20 protein-coding genes are annotated in these 19840 nt (G+C 63.0%); 7 read left to right on the top strand and 13 right to left on the bottom strand.

Annotation, left to right across the window (positions count from 1 at the left end):
• Positions 1 to 3 precede the first annotated feature (3 nt).
• Entirely contained in the window at positions 4 to 864 is an 861-nt protein-coding gene (locus GA0061099_RS13580) for an amidohydrolase family protein (protein WP_074447747.1), read from the top strand.
• Positions 865 to 885: 21 nt separating this feature from the next.
• Here the strand turns inward: GA0061099_RS13580 and GA0061099_RS13585 are convergent, their stop codons facing one another.
• The 7 genes from GA0061099_RS13585 to GA0061099_RS13615 form a co-directional block, all read right to left on the bottom strand.
• Positions 886 to 1341: a PaaI family thioesterase gene (locus GA0061099_RS13585; RefSeq protein WP_074447748.1), complete on the bottom strand. Its 456-nt coding sequence runs from the start codon at positions 1339 to 1341 to the stop codon at positions 886 to 888.
• 107 nt (positions 1342 to 1448) lie between these two features.
• Positions 1449 to 2618 carry an NADH:flavin oxidoreductase/NADH oxidase gene (locus tag GA0061099_RS13590; RefSeq protein ID WP_074447915.1) on the bottom strand — a complete coding sequence of 390 codons (1170 nt, stop codon included), beginning with the start codon at positions 2616 to 2618 and terminating at the stop codon, positions 1449 to 1451.
• 129 nt (positions 2619 to 2747) lie between these two features.
• The gene (locus GA0061099_RS13595) at positions 2748 to 3065 is read right to left on the bottom strand and encodes a hypothetical protein (RefSeq protein ID WP_074447749.1); all 318 of its coding nucleotides are present in this window, start codon (positions 3063 to 3065) and stop codon (positions 2748 to 2750) included.
• A gap of 159 nt (positions 3066 to 3224) precedes the next feature.
• On the bottom strand, positions 3225 to 4436 hold the full coding sequence (locus tag GA0061099_RS13600) for an ABC transporter substrate-binding protein (protein ID WP_074447750.1): 1212 nt from the start codon (positions 4434 to 4436) through the stop codon (positions 3225 to 3227).
• Between the two features lie 75 nt (positions 4437 to 4511).
• Complete coding sequence (locus GA0061099_RS13605; protein WP_074447751.1) at positions 4512 to 5684, bottom strand: NADH:flavin oxidoreductase/NADH oxidase; 1173 nt, start codon at positions 5682 to 5684, stop codon at positions 4512 to 4514.
• A gap of 51 nt (positions 5685 to 5735) precedes the next feature.
• Positions 5736 to 6950 (bottom strand): CaiB/BaiF CoA transferase family protein, encoded by a 1215-nt coding sequence (locus GA0061099_RS13610; RefSeq protein WP_074447752.1) that lies wholly within the window; start codon positions 6948 to 6950, stop codon positions 5736 to 5738.
• A 16-nt stretch (positions 6951 to 6966) separates the two neighbouring features.
• Positions 6967 to 7812 (bottom strand): amidohydrolase family protein, encoded by an 846-nt coding sequence (locus GA0061099_RS13615; protein ID WP_074447916.1) that lies wholly within the window; start codon positions 7810 to 7812, stop codon positions 6967 to 6969.
• Between the two features lie 470 nt (positions 7813 to 8282).
• Here GA0061099_RS13615 and GA0061099_RS13620 point away from each other — a divergent pair, with 470 nt between their 5' ends.
• The 3 genes from GA0061099_RS13620 (at position 8283) to GA0061099_RS43095 (ending at position 9928) form a co-directional block, all read left to right on the top strand.
• The gene (locus tag GA0061099_RS13620) at positions 8283 to 9023 is read left to right on the top strand and encodes an IclR family transcriptional regulator (RefSeq protein WP_074447753.1); all 741 of its coding nucleotides are present in this window, start codon (positions 8283 to 8285) and stop codon (positions 9021 to 9023) included.
• 271 nt (positions 9024 to 9294) lie between these two features.
• The gene (locus GA0061099_RS13625) at positions 9295 to 9810 is read left to right on the top strand and encodes a glutathione S-transferase N-terminal domain-containing protein (RefSeq protein ID WP_083235101.1); all 516 of its coding nucleotides are present in this window, start codon (positions 9295 to 9297) and stop codon (positions 9808 to 9810) included.
• Positions 9710 to 9928 (top strand): glutathione S-transferase family protein, encoded by a 219-nt coding sequence (locus tag GA0061099_RS43095; protein ID WP_141697596.1) that lies wholly within the window; start codon positions 9710 to 9712, stop codon positions 9926 to 9928. Before GA0061099_RS13625 ends, GA0061099_RS43095 begins: the two co-directional genes overlap by 101 nt.
• A gap of 203 nt (positions 9929 to 10131) precedes the next feature.
• On the opposite strand, the gene GA0061099_RS13630 is transcribed toward GA0061099_RS43095, so the two are convergent.
• Positions 10132 to 10509, bottom strand: coding sequence for a response regulator transcription factor (locus tag GA0061099_RS13630; protein ID WP_158644869.1), 378 nt, complete (start codon positions 10507 to 10509; stop codon positions 10132 to 10134).
• 271 nt (positions 10510 to 10780) lie between these two features.
• Between GA0061099_RS13630 and GA0061099_RS13635 the strand changes: the two genes are divergently transcribed.
• On the top strand, positions 10781 to 11443 hold the full coding sequence (locus GA0061099_RS13635; RefSeq protein ID WP_083235121.1) for a response regulator transcription factor: 663 nt from the start codon (positions 10781 to 10783) through the stop codon (positions 11441 to 11443).
• On the opposite strand, the gene GA0061099_RS13640 is transcribed toward GA0061099_RS13635, so the two are convergent.
• Positions 11440 to 13419, bottom strand: a complete 1980-nt coding sequence (locus GA0061099_RS13640) for a PAS domain-containing sensor histidine kinase (RefSeq protein WP_158644870.1) — start codon at positions 13417 to 13419, stop codon at positions 11440 to 11442. The genes GA0061099_RS13635 and GA0061099_RS13640 overlap by 4 nt on opposite strands.
• Positions 13420 to 13635: 216 nt before the next feature.
• Positions 13636 to 15003 carry an MATE family efflux transporter gene (locus GA0061099_RS13645; protein ID WP_158644871.1) on the bottom strand — a complete coding sequence of 456 codons (1368 nt, stop codon included), beginning with the start codon at positions 15001 to 15003 and terminating at the stop codon, positions 13636 to 13638.
• Positions 15004 to 15175: 172 nt separating this feature from the next.
• On the opposite strand from GA0061099_RS13645, the gene GA0061099_RS13650 reads away from it, so the two are divergent.
• Both GA0061099_RS13650 and tehA read left to right on the top strand, forming a co-directional pair.
• Positions 15176 to 16054: a LysR substrate-binding domain-containing protein gene (locus GA0061099_RS13650; RefSeq protein ID WP_074447756.1), complete on the top strand. Its 879-nt coding sequence runs from the start codon at positions 15176 to 15178 to the stop codon at positions 16052 to 16054.
• Positions 16055 to 16198: 144 nt separating this feature from the next.
• Positions 16199 to 17191 (top strand): dicarboxylate transporter/tellurite-resistance protein TehA, encoded by a 993-nt coding sequence (gene tehA, locus GA0061099_RS13655; RefSeq protein WP_083235103.1) that lies wholly within the window; start codon positions 16199 to 16201, stop codon positions 17189 to 17191.
• 34 nt (positions 17192 to 17225) lie between these two features.
• Here the strand turns inward: tehA and tetH are convergent, their stop codons facing one another.
• The 3 genes from tetH to soxC are packed head-to-tail and all read right to left on the bottom strand — an operon-like array spanning position 17226 to position 19814.
• Complete coding sequence (gene tetH / locus GA0061099_RS13660; RefSeq protein WP_074447757.1) at positions 17226 to 18014, bottom strand: thiosulfate dehydrogenase; 789 nt, start codon at positions 18012 to 18014, stop codon at positions 17226 to 17228.
• Positions 18011 to 18571, bottom strand: coding sequence for a c-type cytochrome (locus GA0061099_RS13665; RefSeq protein ID WP_074447758.1), 561 nt, complete (start codon positions 18569 to 18571; stop codon positions 18011 to 18013). Before GA0061099_RS13665 ends, tetH begins: the two co-directional genes overlap by 4 nt.
• Positions 18558 to 19814, bottom strand: coding sequence for a sulfite dehydrogenase (gene soxC / locus GA0061099_RS13670; RefSeq protein ID WP_074447759.1), 1257 nt, complete (start codon positions 19812 to 19814; stop codon positions 18558 to 18560). Before soxC ends, GA0061099_RS13665 begins: the two co-directional genes overlap by 14 nt.
• Positions 19815 to 19840: the final 26 nt, after the last annotated feature.

A 19840-nucleotide genomic window follows, 5' to 3' on the forward strand; every position in this document is an offset into this window, starting at 1 on the left:
GCCATGACGGAAAAGCTCGAAAAATTCCCAGACGGGAGTTGCGATTGCCACGTCCACATCTATGGGCCATTCGATCGTTTCCCCGTCGACTATTCTGGAAAATTTGCTCCGAAGCAGGAATTCCCGGTCGAGATGCTGTTCGACGTGTGGAAGTCGATCGGCATTTCACGCGGCGTCATCGTCCATGCCGGCAATGCCGGCTCGGACAATGAGGTCACGCTCGAAGCCCTGAAGCGCTTTCCGGACAAGCTGCGCGCGGTCGCGATCCTCGATCAGCACGTCACCGACAAGCGGCTGGACGAATTGACTGATGCCGGCTTCAAGGGCGTGCGCATCAATCTCCTGTATCAGGACGGCAAGCCCGTGTTGTCGGGCGGCGGCATGAACCTGGACGACCTGAAGGCGTTGGCGCCGCGCATTGCCGAGCGAGGCTGGCATGCACAGCTCTGGATCGAGACCGGCGACCTGCAGCAGCTCGCGCCGGAGATCGAAAAGCTGCCGCTCGACTTCGTCATCGACCATCAGGGCCGCACCATGGCGGACAAGACCGTCAACTACAGCGGCTACCAGTGGTTCTGCGACCGCGGCCTCAAGAGCGGCCGCTATTGGTGCAAACTGTCCGGTGCGGACCGCAACACTCGCATCGGCAGCCCGTACAAGGACACCGAGGACTTCATGAAAGCGCTGGTCGCCGCCAACCCCGATCGGCTGGTCTGGGGCAGCGACTGGCCGCATGTCGGGCACGCCGACGATGCGGTCCCGAAGGAGTCCGTGCTGATGGATCTATTTGGGCGTTGCGTGCCTGACGAGGCCGTTCGCAGGAAGATCCTGATCGACAATCCGGCCCGGCTCTACGGCTTCTGAGAGCCGGAGGCCGCGAAGGAATCACGCCGGGCTGCTTCCGGCGGGAGTCTTGGGACGCAGGGCGGCCGTCGAGCTTGCTGTGGCGATCAGCACGTCGTTGGCGTCGCGCAGCTCGGCCTCCAGGAAGCCGACGCTCCGTCCTTGCCGGACGACCTTGCCGTAAGCGCGATACAGGCCCGGGTGCGCGGGCAGCAGGAATGCGACCTTGATCTCGAGGCTCGCGACTGTAATCAGGTATTCGCCGCGCAGCAGGCTCGCGGTCGCCATGGCCGCATCGAGCCAGCCCGTGACAATGCCACCCTGCACGATACCGCCCTTGGGATGTCCTTCCGTAGAATGGCAGTGCCGCGGCTCGGCATGCCATTCGATCATGACGCGATCGCGCGTCTGATCATAGGAGACGCCTCCGACGCCGAGCAATTCCCACGCGGCAGGGCGTCGCGCCTCGGTCTGCCTGATCAAGTCTTCATACGACATTTTCGGTGATCGCTCGCAGTTGATGGATGTTCACGAGGCGCGCCGCAATACGCCTCGCAAAACAATCAACACAGGCCGTGTCGCTGCGCAACCGCGCCCGGCGGTGATCAGCTATCCGCCGCGATGCCCTTTTGCCACGTGGAGGGATTTCCGCCAAAACCGCGGCGGGCCCGCTTTTCGAGCCAGTAGCCCATCTGCGGCGGGACCGCGCTGAAGGTCGGATCGACGCCGAGCTTTTGGGCCGCATCCATCGCCCAGTTCGGGTTGTGGATGAATTCGCGGCCGACCGCGACGAGGTCGGCCTTCTTGTCCTGCAGGATCGCCTCGGCCTGGTCGCCGTGAATGATGAGGCCCACTGCCATCGTCATGATATCGGCTTCGCGGCGGATATAGTCCGCGAACTGAACCTGATAACCGTACTCGTTGAGCCGGAAGAAGTTCGGCACCTTGCTGTTGAGACCGCCGGTGCTACAGTCGATGACGTCGACGCCCTTCGTCTTGAGGATGCGCACCAGCCTGGCGTTCTCCGCCGGTCCCCAACCCGCTTCGTCCTCGATCGAAAGGCGGACGAACAGGGGTTTGGACGCGGGCCAATGCGCACGAACGGACTCGGCGACCTCAATGGCGAATCTCATACGGTTGGCTTCGCTGCCGCCATAATCGTCTGAACGCTGGTTCGCCTCCGGCGACAGGAACGAATGGATCAGATAGCCATGGGCGGCATGCAATTCGACGACGTCGAACCCCGCCTGGTCGGCGCGCGCCGCAGCCTTGCCCCAGGCGTCGATCGCATCGGGAATTTCATGACGTTGCAGCGCCCGCGGCATGAAATAGCCATTGCCGAATGCAAGCGCGCTCGGACCGATCAGGTCCCAGCCGTTCACATCCTCGACCTCCGCAAGCTCCTGGGCGGAGAGGGTTCCATCTCCCTCCCAGGGGCGCCGGGCCTTTCCCTTCCGGCCGGTGTGTCCAAGCTGGATGCCGGCCGCCGCGCCGTTCGACTTGATGAAGCTCGCGATATCGCGAAGCGGCGCGATGAACTTGTCGTCCCAGATGCCGAGATCTCCAACCGTGCCGCAGCCGCGGCGCTCGACCTTGGTCGACTCGACGATGACAAGGCCCGCGCCGCCTGCGGCGAACTTGCCCGCATTGGTGATGTGCCAGGGTGTCGGGAAGCCGCGTTCTGCCACGTATTGCAGCATCGGCGGGACCACGATCCGGTTCTTGAACGTCACATCCCGAATGCGTAGCGGCGAGAACAGCAGCGTTTCCTTCATCCCGGCCTCCCTTTTGTTGATCAAGATTAGGAGGCCGGCCCAGGCATGCCAATGCGCGTCAGTGACGGCGTCGCATTTACATGGATATGAAAAGGGGTGTTCTGCGAGACGGCATCGTGCTCTCGACTGCTATTCTGGGGTCGCCTGCAAAACTGCCGCCAAGGCCTGTCCCGATTTCGCGAGGATCTTCTGTCTCGCTTCAGCGATCCAGTCGAGAGGCGGTGACATGTCCCGCAAACCCATCTCGACGCCGAGATCGTTGAGGGCCCTCTGATCGAACGATATCGAGTCGTCAGCCCAGCGGTTCATCTGCTCCGCCCAGAGCTTGCAAAGATCGTCGGCCGAGAGCCGTTCGTACCGGCGGCCGCGCACGAGATAGGATTGTCGACGTTCCGATTGGCGGTTCTTCAGCAGAAGCTCGATTGCTTCTCTCGCCTGATCGGTCACGGTTCATCCCCTCCCGAAGCCTGTTCGGGGCGAGATAAGCATAAATTCGGTGTGACCGGAAGCGAAGCCGGGACTCCGGCTCGATCGGAGCGGTGGAAGCCGCCCTCTGAGCGGCAGCCTCAGGCTGCCGCTCAGAATTCCTCCTACAACGCCTGGAGATCAGGACTTCTTCATCAGCGAGCACTTGCTCTGATCGCGGGGGATGTTGGCATCCTCGGCCGGAACGGTCGCGACCACGTCGTAGAAGTCCCACGGCGTCTTGGACTGCTCCACCGTCTTTGCTCGCAGCAGATAGTAGTCGTGGATGTGCATGCCGTCCTCGCGCACATAGCCCTTCTCCGAGAAGAAGTCGTTCACGGGCATCGAACGGAATTTTGCCAGCACGGCGGCGTTATCGAGCGTTCCGGCCGCTTCGACGGCCTTCAGATAGTGCATGGTCGCCGAGTACATACCGGCCTGAACCATGGTAGGCATGCGGCCGACCTTCTCGAAGAACCGCTTCCCGAACGCGCGCGAGGCATCGTTCCGATTCCAGTAGAAGGCCTCCGAGGTGTAGAGACCCTGCAGGTTGGGAAGGCCGACCGACTTGGCATCGGTGATCTGGAACAGCAGGGCGGCGACCCGCATTTTGCTCTTCTGGCCGAGCAGGCCAAACTCGTGAGCCTGCATCAGCGAGTTGGTGGTGTCACCGCCGGCATTGGCGAGCGCCAGCACGTTGGCGCTCGAGTTCTGCGCCTGCAGCAGGAATGAAGAGAAGTCGCTGGTGTTGAAGGGGTGCCGCACCGAACCAGCCACCTTGCCGCCGGCTTCCTTGAGCACGGCAGACGCATCGGACTCGAAGGCTTGTCCGAAGGCATAATCGGCCGTCAGGAAGTACCATTCATTGCCGCCCTGGCCCATCAGCGCCTTCGCTGTGCTGCGCGCCAGCGTGTAGGTGTTGTAGGTCCACTGGAATGTATTGGGCGAGCATTTTTCGTTCGTGATGGCGGAAGCGCCGGCCGACGACACGATCATCATCTTGTTCTTGTCCCGTACCAGATCGGCCAGAGCCAACGCGACCGCGGAGTTTCCGATATCAAGGATAACATCCACGCCTTCCGTGTCGATCCATCTCCTGGCAATGCCCGAAGCGATGTCGGTCTTGTTCTGGTGGTCGGCGAAGACGAGTTCGATCGGCCGACCCAGCAATTTGCCGCCGAAATCAGCGATCGCCATTTTGGCGACTTCGACCGCCGCAGGCCCGGCGGCATCCGCATACTGCCCCGACTGGTCGTTGAGCACGCCAAGCTTGACCGGCTTCGATGCAGGCGCCTGCGCATGAGCCGAAGCAAGACTCAGGAAAACCATCGATGCAGCCAGCACACTTCTCATTGTTTCACTCCCTTTGAAATTTTAAATGCTTGAAGTCTGGATTGATCTTGCGATGCTATCGGCGCGGATGAGGCTCTATTCGGCCGCCTCGCGGTATCGCTCCACGCCGTCAAGGCTTTCGCCTTTGGCGCGAAGCGCTCCGCCCCATTTGGCAAGCCACCAGCCATATTGTTCGGGCCACTGTTCGAAATTGCCGGTCAGTCCGAAATGCTCTGCAGCGTGGAGCGCCCAGAACGGATCGTAGAGCATCTGGCGCGCGAGGAAGATAAGGTCGGCCCGGCCGTCCTGAAGAACCTTCTCTGCGAAATCCGGGGTTCGGATCATGCCGACTGCGCCGGTCGCGATACCCGCCTCGTGCCGGATGCGTTCGGCAAACGGCACTTGGTACCCCGGACCCCGATTGAGGTTGGCATTGGTTGATCCAGCGCGCAGATTGCCGCCCGTCGAGCAGTCGACCAGGTCGACGCCCAGTTCCTTCAATTTGCGGGAGAAAACGACGCTGTCTTCGATTTCCCAGCCTCCATCGATCCAGTCCGTCGCGGAGATGCGCACGAACAGCGGTGTCGACGAAGGAAGCGCGGCCCTCACGGCGCGCGCCACTTCGAGTGGAAAGCGCATCCGGTTTTCGAGGCTGCCGCCATATTCATCCGTGCGGAAATTAGCGAGCGGCGACAGGAACGACTGCAACAGGTAACCGTGAGCCATGTGAAGCTCGATGACGTCGAATCCCGCAAGTAACGCTCGACGCGCGGTTGCGACGAAGGCATCGCGCACGCCGACGAGACCATCTTTGCTGAGAGGAATGGGAGTCTGGAAGCCGTCGGAGAACGCGACATCCGATGGACCCGTGGGCACCCAGGATTCCTCTCCCATCTCGATATCGCGATCGGTCAGATGGCTGTTGCCTCGAAACGCGCGCTGCTGGCTGGATTTGCGTCCGCCGTGATTGATCTGGATCGCAGCTTTTGAGCCATGCGATTTGATGACATGGACGATCTGGCGCATGCCATCGATCTGGCCGTCCTCCCACAATCCCGGATCGCCGTTGGTGATGCGTCCCTTCCGCGTGACCGACGTCTGTTCGACAAAGACGAGACCGGCCCCGCCCTGGGCAAACTTGCCGTAGTGGACCAGATGGAACGGGGTCACATAACCGTTCACGGCCGAATACATCCCCATCGGCGAGACGACTATGCGGTTGCTCAGCTCGACGCCACGGAATGCGATGTTTTCAAACAGCTTGACCATTGTGATCTCCCCCTGAATTCGCGAACCCGGACATTCGCGCCTCGATATTCGTCATGCTTGTGCGATGGCGCCGACGAGGCGGAGCGCATCGATCTCGTCGTCGGACAGGCCGAGATATTGCGACAGCACTTCGCCATTGTGCTGACCGAGACGCGCGGACGGTATGTAGTCCGGCGCGGCTGTATCATGCAGCACCAGCGGACTGCGATGAACGAGGATGTCGCCGTATTCGGGATGGGCGATCTCGCGCAGCATTCCGCGGGCGTGGAGATGCTTGTCTTCGGTCACCTCGCGCAGGTCGCGAACCGCGGCGCAAGGAACACGGTTGGCGCGGCAGAGCTCCGTGATCTCGTCGCGCGTGAGCTGGGAGGACCAGTCCGACACCATCTGGTCGGTCAGGTCGATGTGCTTCAAACGGTCAAGCACCGTCTTGAAGCGCACGTCGTCGGCCAGTTCCGGCCGCCCCATCGCGCGCGTGAGTCCGATCCAGTGGGATTCGTTGACGCTGATGATGGCGACGTAGCCGTCGGATGCGGGGTAGACATTATAAGGCGCCTCGGCCAGTCCGCCGTGACGGTTGCCTGTGCGGGGAGCCGCCGCCTTGCGATTGAAGACATCGGCCAGATTCGAGGCCATTGCCGGGTAGACGGTCTCGACCATCGCGATCTCGACAAGCCGGCCGCGGCCGCTCTTCTCGCGGTCGTAGAGCGCGGTGAGGATACCCGCGTAAAGATGCACGCCGCTGATGAAGTCGGTGATAGCCGGGCCGGCCTTGACCGGCGGACCATCGGAAAATCCCGTCACGCTCATGATGCCAGACACGGCCTGTACCGTGAGGTCCATCGCCAGATTGTCGCGGCTCGGACCCGACAGGCCGTAGCCGGTGGCCGATCCGTAGATCAGCCGCGGGTTGATGGCGCTGAGCGCGGCGTAGCCGACGCCCAGTCGATCGAGCACGCCCGGCGCGTAGTTTTCAATCAGCACATCGGCTTTCGCCGCGAGCTCCTTCAGAACCCTGGCTCCGTCAGGCGATTTCAGGTTCAGGCTGATGTTGCGCTTGTTGGCGTTCAGCATCGCGAAGGGGACGGCGTTGCCCTTGCTGATGCGGGCGCGATGGCGCACCGGCTCGCCGTTCGGCGGCTCGACCTTGATGACGGTCGCCCCGGCCTGCGCCATCAGGAAGCCGGCATACGGACCCTGATAGACCTGGCCGAGGTCGATGACGATTACGCCGTCGAGCGGCAGCTTCTTGCTGTTGTTGTCCAAGATGTCCTCGGTCTGGTCAGAAATTGTAGAGCCGCGCCGGATTGGCGATCAGGATCTTGCGGCGAGTGGCTTCGTCGGGAACGCATTCGTGAAGCAGGCGAAGCAGATCCTGAAGATCCGGCATCGTCTCGGCGCTATGGCCGACGTGAGGCCAATCGCTACCCCACACGACCTGATCTGGCGCAGCCTGAACGATGGCGCGCATGAACGGTGCAGTGTCCGCATAAGGGCGTCCAATCCGGGTGTTGCGGTCCGCACCCGAGATCTTGGTCCAATAGCGCCCGGTCTTCAGCCGGTCGGTGAAGGCCCGGAAATCCGGATGCTCGTGGCCCTTGTCAGCCATCGTCCGTGACATGTGGTCGATCACGTAGTCGAGTGGCAGCTTCTCGAGTTCGGCCGCGGCGGCGGCCAGATCCGAGCTCTCGATCCAGAGCTGGGCGTGCCAGCCGCGCTCCGCGATGCGAGGGGCGAGCTTGACCAGATCGTCGTAGCTGGTGCCGAGCGTCGAGACTGGCTTGCCGTCCTGCCGGATCATGGTCACGCGCACCGCCTTGAAGCCGGCGTCGGTGAGCTCGTCGAGCCGCCGATCCGAGACGTCGGGCCGCAGGATCGCGACGGCGCGAAGCCTGTCGGGATAACGACGCAGCGCGTCGTAAGTCACAGCGTTATCTTCGCCCGACCCTACGGCATGGACGATCACACCGCGCGTGATCCCCAGCTTGTCCCAGACGGCAAAGGCGTCCTCGATCGTGAACGGCTTAGCCGCGGTGAAGCGTCCCTCGCTTGCGGGCGGAAAACGATCGAAGGGACCGTAGATGTGAAAGTGACAATCGCAGCTGCCTTCGGGCAATCGGTGGTTCATGCTTTCAAATTCCTGTTCGGTCTCGAGAGGTGTTGCCGCCACCGCGCGCAGCGGCTTGGCCGGAGTCGCCATCGTGAGCGGGCTGGTTTGATCTCGGGGAGAACGGTCGCGGGCTTCGACACGGCGATGGGGAGCCCGCGCAGCGACCGGCCGATTTCAGTCAATCGCGGCTGAAAAATTCATTCGCGGCTCCATGACGCCTCCCTGCAAGTCCCGCCAGCTGTGGCAGGCATTTTTGTTTTTGAGCGGCGACAACGCCGCAGCCTCGTCGGCGGGGAGAACAATATTAGCGGGACCGCTTGGAGTCCATCAGGTTACAGATATGTAGTTCTATTTCCATATATATAGAAAAGAGTTGCGGTCGGACGTCGATAGGTGCTAATTTGTTGCTGGCCTCGTCGATTTGTTCTGTCAGGTCAGAGTTCTGTTCCCGCGCGCGTTCGAGCAGAATTGTTTCTACATATGTGTAAATGACAAATTCCAGCATCAAGTCCGCCAAGCGCGTCTTCGAGGTCCTCGAATATTTTGAGGATGTGAAGCGCCCGATCTCCCTGAAGGAGGTGGCGACGAAGTGCGATTATCCGACCTCCAGTGCCGCTGCCCTGTTGAAGAGCATGGCGATGCTCGGATACCTATTCTACGACAGCTACAACCGCACCTACATGCCGACGATGCGCATCGCGCAAATGGGTCGATGGCTGGACACGGGGCTCTTTGGCGACAGCGCCATCCTTGCCTTAGTCGATTTTGTCCATGGGAAACTCGACGAGCTTGTCAGCATCAGCACACAATCTGATCTGCATGCTCAGTACATTCACGCCTTGCAAACCAGCAAGCGCCTTCGTTTCGAAGTGAAGCCCGGCGATGTCCGGCCGCTCGCAATCAGCGGAATCGGACGCACATTGCTCAGTGGTCATACCGACGTGGAGATTGAACGGCTCCTGCGGCGGATTAACGCCGTTTGCCCGCCGGAAGAGCACTTCGAACTGAACGCGCTGATGAAGATCGTCAACAGCATCCGGCGCGACGGTTACATGTTCTCCAAGCACATTGTCGTCCAGGACGCCGGCGTCATCGCCGTCCTGCTGCCAAAGCGTGATTTCGGACGCAACTTGGTCCTTGGCGTCGGCGGGCCGGTGTCCCGCCTTGAGGAAAGGCAGGACGAAATCCTCGCCTGTATCCGGGAAGGTATCGCGAGATTCTTATCGTGACCTGACAGATTGAAGAAAATAGCATCGACTCAAAGCTCGCGCCTGAAAGTCTGTCGGCATACATGGTTGGTTGCGACGGATTGCCGGACACTGATCCAAACCTACGTCATAGGGATTGTGCTTTTCACTTACCAATCACCCCCCCATGTTGGGCATCGGACGATTACTGACACCAGTCGGAACGTTGATGCCAAGGCCTGCGTTTCCGCGTCGGACCATGAGGTTGTGGTCCGTCATCACCTCGTTCTGACGCCATTCAGGGATCCTGGCCATGAAGCTCTATACCCATCCCGGCGCAAGCTCGCTCTCGGTCCACATCCTGTTGCGCGAGATCGGGCTGCCCTTCAGCATCGAGGTCGTCAACGTCACCGCCAAGCAGCGCGCCGACGGGTCGGACTACAAGGCCGTCGCCTCGCGTGGCATGGTGCCGTTGCTCGAGCTGGACAATGGCGAGCGGCTGACGGAGAACCTCGTTATCGTCCAGTATCTCTGCGATCGTTCCGAGCGCCACGACCTGATGCCTCCGGCGGGCACCATGTCCCGCTACCGCGTCATGGAGTGGCAGAGCTTCATCGCCGCCGAACTGCACAAGAGTCTCGTGCCGTTGTACTGGCCGGGCGTCGAAACCCGGACGGGCGAACTCGCGGTCGTCCGCATCCGCGGGCGGCTCGGCTTCGTCGAGCGAAATGACCGGGTCGTTCCTGACCGGCGACATTTTCACCGCGGCCGACACCTATCTGTTCGTGATCGCGAGCTGGACGCGCTGTTTCAAGATCCCGCTCGATGATTGTCCGCGGCTGCTCGGCCTGCTGGAACGGGTCGGCCGCCGGCCCTCGGTGCACGCTGCGCTCGCAGCGGAAGGTCCCGGGTTTGTCACCGTCAGCGACCTCACGCCGCTTCTCTGATCTCGTTGCCGAAGGCCCTGAGGCCTTCGGCAGTCATCGCATCCATCGCTCGAGGCACGCCGGACAAAGGCGGCCTCGTGCCGTTATGTCCGGCTGATGTCTCAGCATCTGAACCGCTGCCGAGACCGGGAGCCGCGGCCGGCAGGTTCGCGCGATCCGGCGCAGCCGGGCGCGCGGTCCATGCACTGCGAGAGGTGCGCTCTTCAGCCGGCGGCGCCGGAGTCCAGCGCGCGGCCGATCTGCTCGATCAACGCGTTGAGCTGCAGCGGCTTCGGCAACACCGCCACCACGCCCGGTCGGCTGAGCGCGAAGCTCTGGTTGTCCTTGGCGTAAGCGGTGATCAGGATGATCGGAATCCGGCTGCCGGACTGCGCCAGGCGATCGGCCAATTCGATTCCGGACATTCCAGCCATCTGGACATCGCTGAGAATGCAGCAGGTCTCGGTCCATGCGTCCGAGGCCAGGAACTCCTCGGCGCTGGCGAACAGCCGGGCGCTGTAGCCGACGCTTTCGATCAGGGCCAGCAAGGATTGCCGGACGTCCTCATCATCATCGATGATGGATAGCAATCGTCCGGCCAAAGATGATCCTCCTTGCGCTCTCGGCCGAGCCGGGAACATCTGATTTTTGCGGATTGAGAGTTAAAGACTAGCGCATTCAGTCTTTTCCTCGATCAATATCCGTCACACTGAACGAGGGATGCCGCCGATGCAACGCGATTAGGCGCTTGTGGCCGACTACCAAGGTATAGGGCAGGGTAAATACGGGGGCGTTGAGGCCGGTGATCGGGTTTGGTAGCCTGTATTCGGGCGATCGGAGCGATGCCCTGTGCTGGCGAGCCAGAGGAGCGAGATGCTGTCGCCCGACCCGTCAACTTCGAAGCGGAGGCCGAATATTGTGAGCGCGCCGACCGGTGATCCCGTGGTTCTGGTCGTGGATGACGACATCGCGGTGCGCGAGAGTCTCGGGGATCTGCTGGCTTCGGTCGGTATCGAGTCCCTGCTGTACGGCTCAACCCAGGAACTGTTGTCGGCCGGTCTACCGGATCGGCCAGCCTGCCTGGTGCTCGACCTCCGCTTGCCCGGGACCAGCGGGCTCGAACTGCAGTCGCGATTGACTGAGATGGGTTTCACGATCCCGGTAATCTTCATTACGGGCCACGGGGATGTCCCGACCTCGGTGCGGGCCATGAAGGCGGGAGCCGTCGATTTTCTGCCGAAGCCGTTTCGGCATCAGGAGTTGCTTGACGCCGTTCTGGGGGCCTTGCGCGAGGACGAGGAGCGGCGCTCGAAAGACGAGGAGATGGTGCAATTGCGCCGGCTGGCGCAGCGGCTCACGGCGCGCGAGCGCGACGTGTTGCGTGGAGTCGGCCGCGGCCTTCTCAACAAGCAGATCGCTCACGAACTCGGAGTGTCCGAGATCACCGTGAAAATGCATCGCAGCAGCGCCAAGCGAAAGCTCAACGCCGTATCCGCTGCGGATATCGTCGGCAAGATCGCCGCGCTCGGCCTCTAACCGTCGCCCGCCGCAGCGCGTGGAACGCGAAAGATGAAGCGTGCACCCGGCGCGTCGGATCGATTCTCGGCCGTCAGGCTGCCGCCGAGCGACTGCACGATCGAGCGACATACGGACAGGCCAAGCCCCATGCCGTCCTTCTTGGTGGTGAAGAAGCTGTCGAACAGGCGCCGCTCGACATGCGGCTCGAGGCCGGGTCCGTCGTCGACCACGGAGCATTCGACGTAGCCGTCGCTGCCGCCGATGCCGACGACCACATGGCCATGCGCGGCCTCGCCGGCGGCGATCGCCTGCATCGCATTGATCACCAGATTGGCGATCACCTGTTCGAGCTGGGTTCGATCGGCCATCACCAGGAAGGGGCCGCCCATGACGCGAAGGTCGAGCGTCACCCGCATGGCCCGCGCCTGATGTTCGACGAGGCCGAGGGCGTTCTGCGCGACCTTCGACATGTCAAGGGACTGGCGCTCGGGCGCCGAACTCCGGGCCGCGCCGCGGATCCGTTCGATGATACGCGAGGCGCGTTCCGCCTGGCCGACCAGCCGCGTCAACTGGTTTCGCACCCGATCGAGGTTGGGAGGATCGCGATCCAGCCAGCGCATGCCGGCTTCGCCACTCGCGCCGATCGCCGCGAGGGGCTGGTTGACCTCGTGCGCGATCGAAGCCGCCAGTTCGCCGAGCATGGAGATGCGGGCCGCGTGGGCGAAATCGGCTTGCAGCGCGGCCAGATCCGCCTCGGTCTTCCGTCGATCCGTGACGTCGATCATCCCGGCCAGCGAGAAGCGCCTGCCGTTCTCGTTGATGAAATTCATCGTCAGCAGCACGTCGAGAACCCGGCCTTGTGGCGTGGTGATCTGGGTCTCCTCCTCAAAGCTGACCGACTGAATCGAGGCGAGCGCCAAACGGCGCAACGAGTCGGGGCGGCTCGCCAGCAGGGGGCCGCCCGGCAGGCCGATCAGTTGCTCGGGGTCGTCCACGCCGAGCAGCCTTGCGGCCGGCAGATTCGCCTCCTCGATGAAGGAGGTGCGCATGACGTGATCGAGTATCTGGGGACGGGCGCGCAGAACTGCCTCGGGATCGTCGCGCTGCTCGGCCGTGAAATCCTTCAGTTCGAGGCTCACGGCGTCGCCGTTGAGCCGGAACAACGGCATCGGCATGCGGTGGAAAATCGCCCGGTAGCGCTCCCGGCTCTCCGCGAGCGTCAGATTGGCCAGAGTCAGCGCGGTCACGTCGACAATGCCGATGATCACCCGTCCGTTGCCGACGAGCCTTGGATCAAGCGACGCCGTGAAGATGGCGTGAACCGGACGTCCTCGTAGCGTCGTCATGGTCGTCTCGCGCGTGAAACGCGGCGTCTCGGTCAAGCGGGCGATCAGGCTGTCAACATAGACCCCGTAGCTTTCGATCGGCCAGAACGGCGCGACACAGTCGAGCATGCCGGTCCTGTCGCCGTCGCCGAAGGTTTCGATGGCATGCTCGTTGACGTCGACCACGCGGGTCGCCCGCATCATTCGCTCGACGGTGGCCGGGGTCGCATGCAACCGTGACCGGATCTCCTCGATGCTGCAATCCCGGAACTCGGCGAGGATGGGTCTAACGCCGGTGATGTCGAGTTCGAGGAATGATGTCGGCATGGCGTGGAAGAGCGTGCGGTAGCGGTGCTCTCCCTCCAGCGAAGATGCGGTCCGGGCACCGGAGATCAGCTGGCTGATTTCGACGATCTCAACGGGCGCACCGTTTTGATCACGCCGCTGGACGCTGAATTGCGCGTCGATCAGCAACGTATTGCGATTTCGTCCTACGCGAACGATCTGGTCGGACCAGAGCTCCGCCCCAGCGCCGGCCGCAATCGTCACAGGCGGGCTGCTTCGGAGCATCTCGTCCGCCACGCGGCCGACCATCTCGCCGGCCGACCAACCGTAGAGCAGCTCGGCGGCGCGATTCCAAGCCAGCACGCGGCCGACGGCATCGCGCACGATCACGCTCTCGCGTGTCAGATTGAAGACGTCCGGCTGCGTGAAGCCGAAATCGGTTGGCATGTTCATAGTATTCGCAGTGCCATCGGTAGAGAACGTGCCTCTCGTGGGCGAGCGGTCACAGCCGCAGAGCGTTGCTTTACTTGTCTCGGTCGGCCAGGTGCAAGACGACAGCCGGCCTTGGCCCTCGTCGCAGACCTGGGTTGTTTGCAGCAATTAGCGTGCCGGCTGAAGGGACTGCTTGTTTACAGTCACCGTAACATCCTCAAAACCCATGCGGCGAAACAGGCTCCACAGCGGGATGAGGCCGAAGATCATCATGCCGGCAGAGACGGCGAAAAAGTTCAGATCTAAGCTGGCATGCAAGCGCAGCAACAGATAGCCGCCAGCGGCGGCAATGGCGGCTCGCGTGAGTGCCCCGAGCAGCGAGGCCATCTGTCGGCGGGTCGCTTGGCCGACGCAATACAGCACAAAGCCGAGGCCGAAGAACCCGTAGAAGGGCCCCACATCGTGAAGGTATTGCACGCCGGCTTGGACGGCCGCCGGGTCGTTGTTGAAGAGCTCGATCCAAATCGGCGCGAACAGCGCGCCCGCGAGGCCGATCGTGCCAGTCAGCGCGCCGCCGATCGCGGCGCCGGTCCAAGCCGCCTGTCGCGCGCGCTCGACAAGCCCGGCGCCGAGGCTCGCGCTGACGATCATTCCGACGGGGCCGCCGATTCCATATGAGATCGGGACCAGCAGAAATTCCAGCCGGGAGGCCGTGCCATAGCCCGCCAGCGCTTCAAGGCCATGGGCGCCGACATAGGCCGTGACCAGAGTGAGGGTTACGTTGGTGCTGGCAGCGATGATCGCGGAGATGCCGCCGATCTTCAGGATCGTGATGGCGGGAGCGAGCGCCAGCCGAGGTGGGGACCGCGACGGCTGCAACACGCCGAGGTGCCCCCAAAGATACGACGCATAAGCGAGCGAGCCGAGACCATAATTGATCAGCAGGGCGACGCCCCCGCCGATCGGCCCCAATGCAGGCATGCCCAAACCGCCGAAGATCAGCAGAGGCGAGAGCGGAACGAGCAGCGCCGCCCCGGAGCAGACCACCACGACCGGGAGGCGAAGATTTCCGGTACCCCGCACTGCGGCCATCAGCAGATTGAACGTCCAGATAAGGGTCGCGCCGCCGAAGACGACGCCTGAGTACTGCATAGCGATTTGCAGCGTTGTTCCGTGGCCGCCCATTGCGCGATAGATCGCCGGACCTGCGATCCACATCACGACGGTGGTCGCGATTCCGAGTGGGACAGCCAACAGCAACGCATACCAAGGATAGGTGTTGGCCTCGGCCGCATCGCCGCGCCCCAGCGCCCGCGCGACGGACGTCACGATGCCGCCACCCGTGGCGCCTTGCGACACCGCGACCGTCAGGGCCAGCAGCGGAAATACGAGAGAGACGCCCGCCAGAGCTTCCAGCCCGAGCCTGGAGACGAAATACACTTCAAGCAAACCTATCAGCACTTGGACGAGCATCACCGCCGAATTGGGAATCGCAAGACGCACGATGGTCCACGCGACCGGATGCGCCAGCAGCACGTCGGCCCGCGATGCAGGCGGCGTTCGTCCATCCTGAGCGGTTGTCGAGCGGATCGTTGCATGAGCATTCACAGGCGCGACTCCGACGGTGAACCGCGACCAGACCATGCGCCCACAGACATGGCCAACCATATGAATTGACATGAATTGTTAGAAAAACTAACAATCGCCAATGGCCCGTCTGCCCCCGCTTGAAGCTTTACGCGTTCTCGAAGTAGCCGGAAGGCATCGCAGCTATTCCAGGGCCGCCGACGAGCTGCACATTACCCATGGCGCGGTCAGCCAGCGGATCCGACAGCTTGAGCAGCACATCGGCATCGCACTGTTCGAGCGCAGCGGGCACCGAATGGAGCTGACAGCAGCAGGCCGTCGCCTTCATGGCCGTGTCACCCGGTCACTGACCGAATTGACGGCGGCGATCACGTCGCTGTCGGCGTCCGGTCCAGGAGCCGAAGTGACGGTCAGTCTGCTACCGGTCATGGCGGCGCGATGGCTCCTCCCGCGCCTGCCCGGATTCAACGAGATCTATCCTCATATCCAGATCAACGTCCGATCCGATCGGCACTTGTCGAATTTCAAGTCGGATCGGATCGACATTGCCCTTCGCCTCGGTGGCGGAAGCTGGAAGGATCTGACCGCGATCCGGCTGATGGACGAGGAGGTGTTCCCAGTCTGCAGTCCGCACTACAACGACGGGCGTCTTCCAAAAGACCCTGCAGCTTTCGGGACCGAGAGGCTGTTGATTGACCCAAACGTGCCCTGGTCGACGTGGTTCAGATCGGTCGGCGTCCAGGTCGATCGCAAGCTCGTGGGCAATTCTTTCACGGACGCGAATCTGCTGCTTGAAGCCGCCATTGCCGGACACGGATTGGCGCTGGCGCGCCGATCGGTCGCAAAAGCCGATCTGCTCGGCGGCAGGCTGGTCCGGTTGTCGGAACACAGCTATCGCCTTCCGATCTCGCACTACGTGGTCTATCCGCCAGCGCTCGCAGGCAACGCGCCCGTGATGGCCTTCCGGGATTGGCTGCTGGCGGAAGCGGCAAATCAATAGGACGCAGACCGGATCGCCGTCCTGGTTCCGCGGCTCTCCCGGCACGAAGAGGTATACCGTCGTACGAGTTTAATCCCCTTGGGCGCGCGGCGTAAGCTCGATCGCTGCCCGCGCGCTGCGGCCTGCTGGAAATTGGATGGTCTCATGAGTTCGCTTGTTGCCCGGCTGCCGCTCGTGCCGGCGTCGTTCTTCGGCATCGTTCTCGGCGTGATTGGTCTTGGCAGCACTTGGCGCGTTGCGCATCAGCTATGGACGTTACCGAGCGCGATCGGCGAAGGGCTGATGGCCCTTGGGATCCTGATCTGGGCTGCGGTTCTGCTGTTCTTTGTGTTGAAGTGGATCGTGTCCGCGGAGGCGGCCCGGGCGGAAGCGCTGCATCCGGTCCAATGCTGCTATGTCGGCTTGGCTGGGGTCTCCACCATGCTGGTGGGGGTCGCGGTGCAGCCCTATCATCATATTGCCGCGCTCTGCATCTACTTCGTCGGCCTGGTTTTCACGCTTGGTTTTGCGCTGTGGCGGACCGGACATTTGTGGCGCGGCGGCTGCGATCCGGCCGCTTCGACGCCGGTGTTGTACCTCCCGACAGTCGCAGGCTCGTTCGTGACAGCGATCGGCGCCGGAGCCCTTGGCTTCCCTGACTGGGGCAAGCTCGCGTTTGGCTCCGGGCTGTTCTCCTGGCTCGCCGTCGAGTCGGTTTTGCTGCACCGGCTCTACACGTTGGAACCGCTGGCGCCCGGCATTCGTCCTGCGTTGGGCATTCAGCTTGCGCCCGCGACGGTCGGTGCGTTGGCTTATCTCAGCGTGAGCGAGGGGCCGCCGGACATGGTGGTCTATGCGCTGATCGGCTACGGCCTGCTTCAGTTGCTGCTGTTGGTTCGGTTGCTGCCATGGATTCTGGAGCAGCCGGTCTCTGCCGGGTATTGGGGCTTCACGTTCGGCCTGACGGCTCTTGCCGGCTCGTTGCTGCGGATGGTGCTGCGCGGCGACACCGGGCCTGCGGCGACGATGGCGCCGATCGTATTCGGTGCCGTGAATCTGATCATGGCGGCCCTGATGCTGCGCACGCTGTGGGTGCTCGTGGCGGGAAAGATTTTGCCGCCCGTGGTCGCTGCGTCAGCTCCTAAGACGGCGACGTGATCGGCCATGCTGTGCCGGCTGGAGGCGCTCCGCCTCAGCCCGCCTTCGCGTAGGTGAAGCCAGCGCGCTGGAGTTCGACCAGGAAAGCCACGACGCTAGGCACCAGGATCACGCCAGGGACCAGATGGTTGGTGAGATCGGCGGCGACTTCGTCAGGGCTGCAAGCCTCACCGTGGCCGGCATGGCAAAGCCCGCGTGCTATCGCATGAATGGAATCATGGCAGGCGACGAAAACCATGCCGCGTTGCTGAAGCGTCGCGATGTTGTTGTTGCCGGGACCGTAATAGCCGGCGACATCCTGCACATCATCGGAGGCCGACGCCCCTGCCTTGGCGGCCACATAGGTGTTCGCACCGGCCGCGCCGCCCGTCAGCGAAGCAAGCTTGTGCTTGTCCCAGACGGGCTGGCTGAACAGCGACAGATGCGCCGAGCCGTGGACCGCGGCGACGGCGAGGAAGCCCGGGTTGCCATGGGCGAACACCTGCCCGTTCAGCGCTTCCCGCATCAAGTTGAGCCAGGGAGCGCCGATGTCGGTGGCTTCCCAGACCTGAAGCGATCGATTGCGATAGGCGAGCACCAGCTCGGCAGCCTCGTGATCCCACTGGTCCTTGCGCGTCACCATAAATGGCACGGTCTTGAAGTCACGTCGTCGCGGCGCCAGCGCCAACCGTCGCTGCAGCGTCTCGAGCTCGCGGCTGGTTGCTCGCTCGTCTCGGACCGGCGATGCTGCGGAGGCGGTGCCTGCGGTGCCCGCCAGCAACGCGACCTGTCCGAGCAGACCGAGCGTCGTTCGGCGGTTCAAGTCGGCGCGAGCTGTCGTCATGGCTTTCGTCCCTGATGCTGTCTGGAATTGGTGATGACGGAGAATTCCCTGTCTGGAACCAATCCGTCGCGGTTCGGCATCTTCACGCGCGGCAGGCTGCTGCGATCGAGGACCGCGTCGGCCGGCACGATGTCGTTGAGGTTCAGGATATAGGCGACGACGGCATAGGTGTCGTCGTCGCTGAGGGTCTGCGGAGCCGGATAGGGCATCGCGCGACGCACGTAATCGAACAATGTCGTCGCGTATGGCCAGAAGCTGCCGACGGTCTTGACCGGATGATCGGTCGCCAGGCTGCCGCGACCGCCGGCCAGGCGATCGGCGAATCCGCCTTCGCCTTTGGCGCCGTGGCAGGCCGAGCAGTTGTCCTCGAACACCTGCCGCCCGCGGGCGACGTCGCCCTGGCCGTCCGGCAGACCGGTGCCGTCCGGCGCGACGTCGATGTTCCACGCCTTGATCTCCTCGGCGGTGGCCGGCCGGCCGAACTCGGCGGCGGTAGCGGAGTCGCTGCAGCAGAGCAGGGCGGCAATGCCGAAGGCCAGCGTACTATTGAAGGACATTGCGCACCTTTCCGTCCTGGTCGATCGCCCAGGTCTGCTGCGCGTTGTAGTGAAAGAGCGCATTGGTCCCGGTCCTGGCGATGAACGCCGCGCGGTCCGGCTGCACCTGCTTCTTGTCGTCGGTGGAGCGGCTCACGATTTTGGTGGGCTTGCCGTCCCAGACCCAATCGGCCTGGAAGCGGGTTTGGGCCTTCGGTAGCTTGGGCCCGGCAAGCTGCGCCTCGCGCCAGGATTTTGCGCCATCGGTACTGATCTCGACACGGTCGATACGGCCATGTCCGCTCCAAGCGAGTCCCGTGATGCGGTTGTAGCCCGGCCGGATCTGCATCATGCCCGAGGGGCTCGTGATCACCGAATTGACGTCCTGGCGGAGTTGGAATTGTCGGGCATGGCCATCGGCCTGCAGCTGGGTATAACGCGCAGTCTCCCAGCGCGTCATGAAGGGACGATCGCCGAATTTCAGCCGCCGCAACCATTTGATGTTGAGGTTGCCTTCGAAGCCGGGAAGAAACAGCCGCAGCGGAAATCCATGAGCAGGCCGCAACGGCTCACCGTTCTGGCCGTAGGCCAGGATACCCTCCGCGATGATTTCGTCGGTCAGCGGAATGCTGCGCGCCACGGCCGATCCGTCGCCGCCTTCCGCCAGCATCCAGGTCGAGCGCGGGTCGACGCCGATCAGGTCGATCACGTAGGACAAGGGAACGCCGGTCCATTCATTGGTGCTGATCAGACCGTGCGTGTTCTGCACGGTGACGTCGGGCGACGCGGTCTTCCAGTTCTCCCACCCGTTTCCGGTGCATTCCAGGAACGCGACGCGTGACAGGGTCGGCATCGCGCGGAGGTCGTCCATGCTGAACACCAGCTGCTGCTTTACCATGCCGTGGACGAGCAGCCGGTGCTGGGCGGGATCGATGTCGGGGACACCGGAATGGCTGCGCTCATAATGCAGATCAGTCGGCGTGATCGATCCGACCAGCTTGTCGATCGGCGCCTTCGAGTTGATCGCGACGCTCGGGTCAACGGGGCGCATGCCCGGGGTGGATTCGGGAGTACGTGCCAGATGGACGTATCTGGATCTTTCGCTGGTCGCCGACAGCGGCGCGCCCGGTCCGCGGGGCGGTACGTCCAGAAGACTGTCGGCCTTGACCGAACCGCCTGCAGCAGCCCCGGCCAGGCCGGCTGCGCCGCCGAGCAGGCCGCGGCGCGTCAACCGGCGTCCGCCGTTTTGCGCGGGTGATCTCATGTTCGAGTCCCTTTCGACAGACCTGC

The organism is Bradyrhizobium yuanmingense (assembly GCF_900094575.1).
GTDB classification, from domain to species: Bacteria; Pseudomonadota; Alphaproteobacteria; order Rhizobiales; family Xanthobacteraceae; genus Bradyrhizobium; species Bradyrhizobium yuanmingense.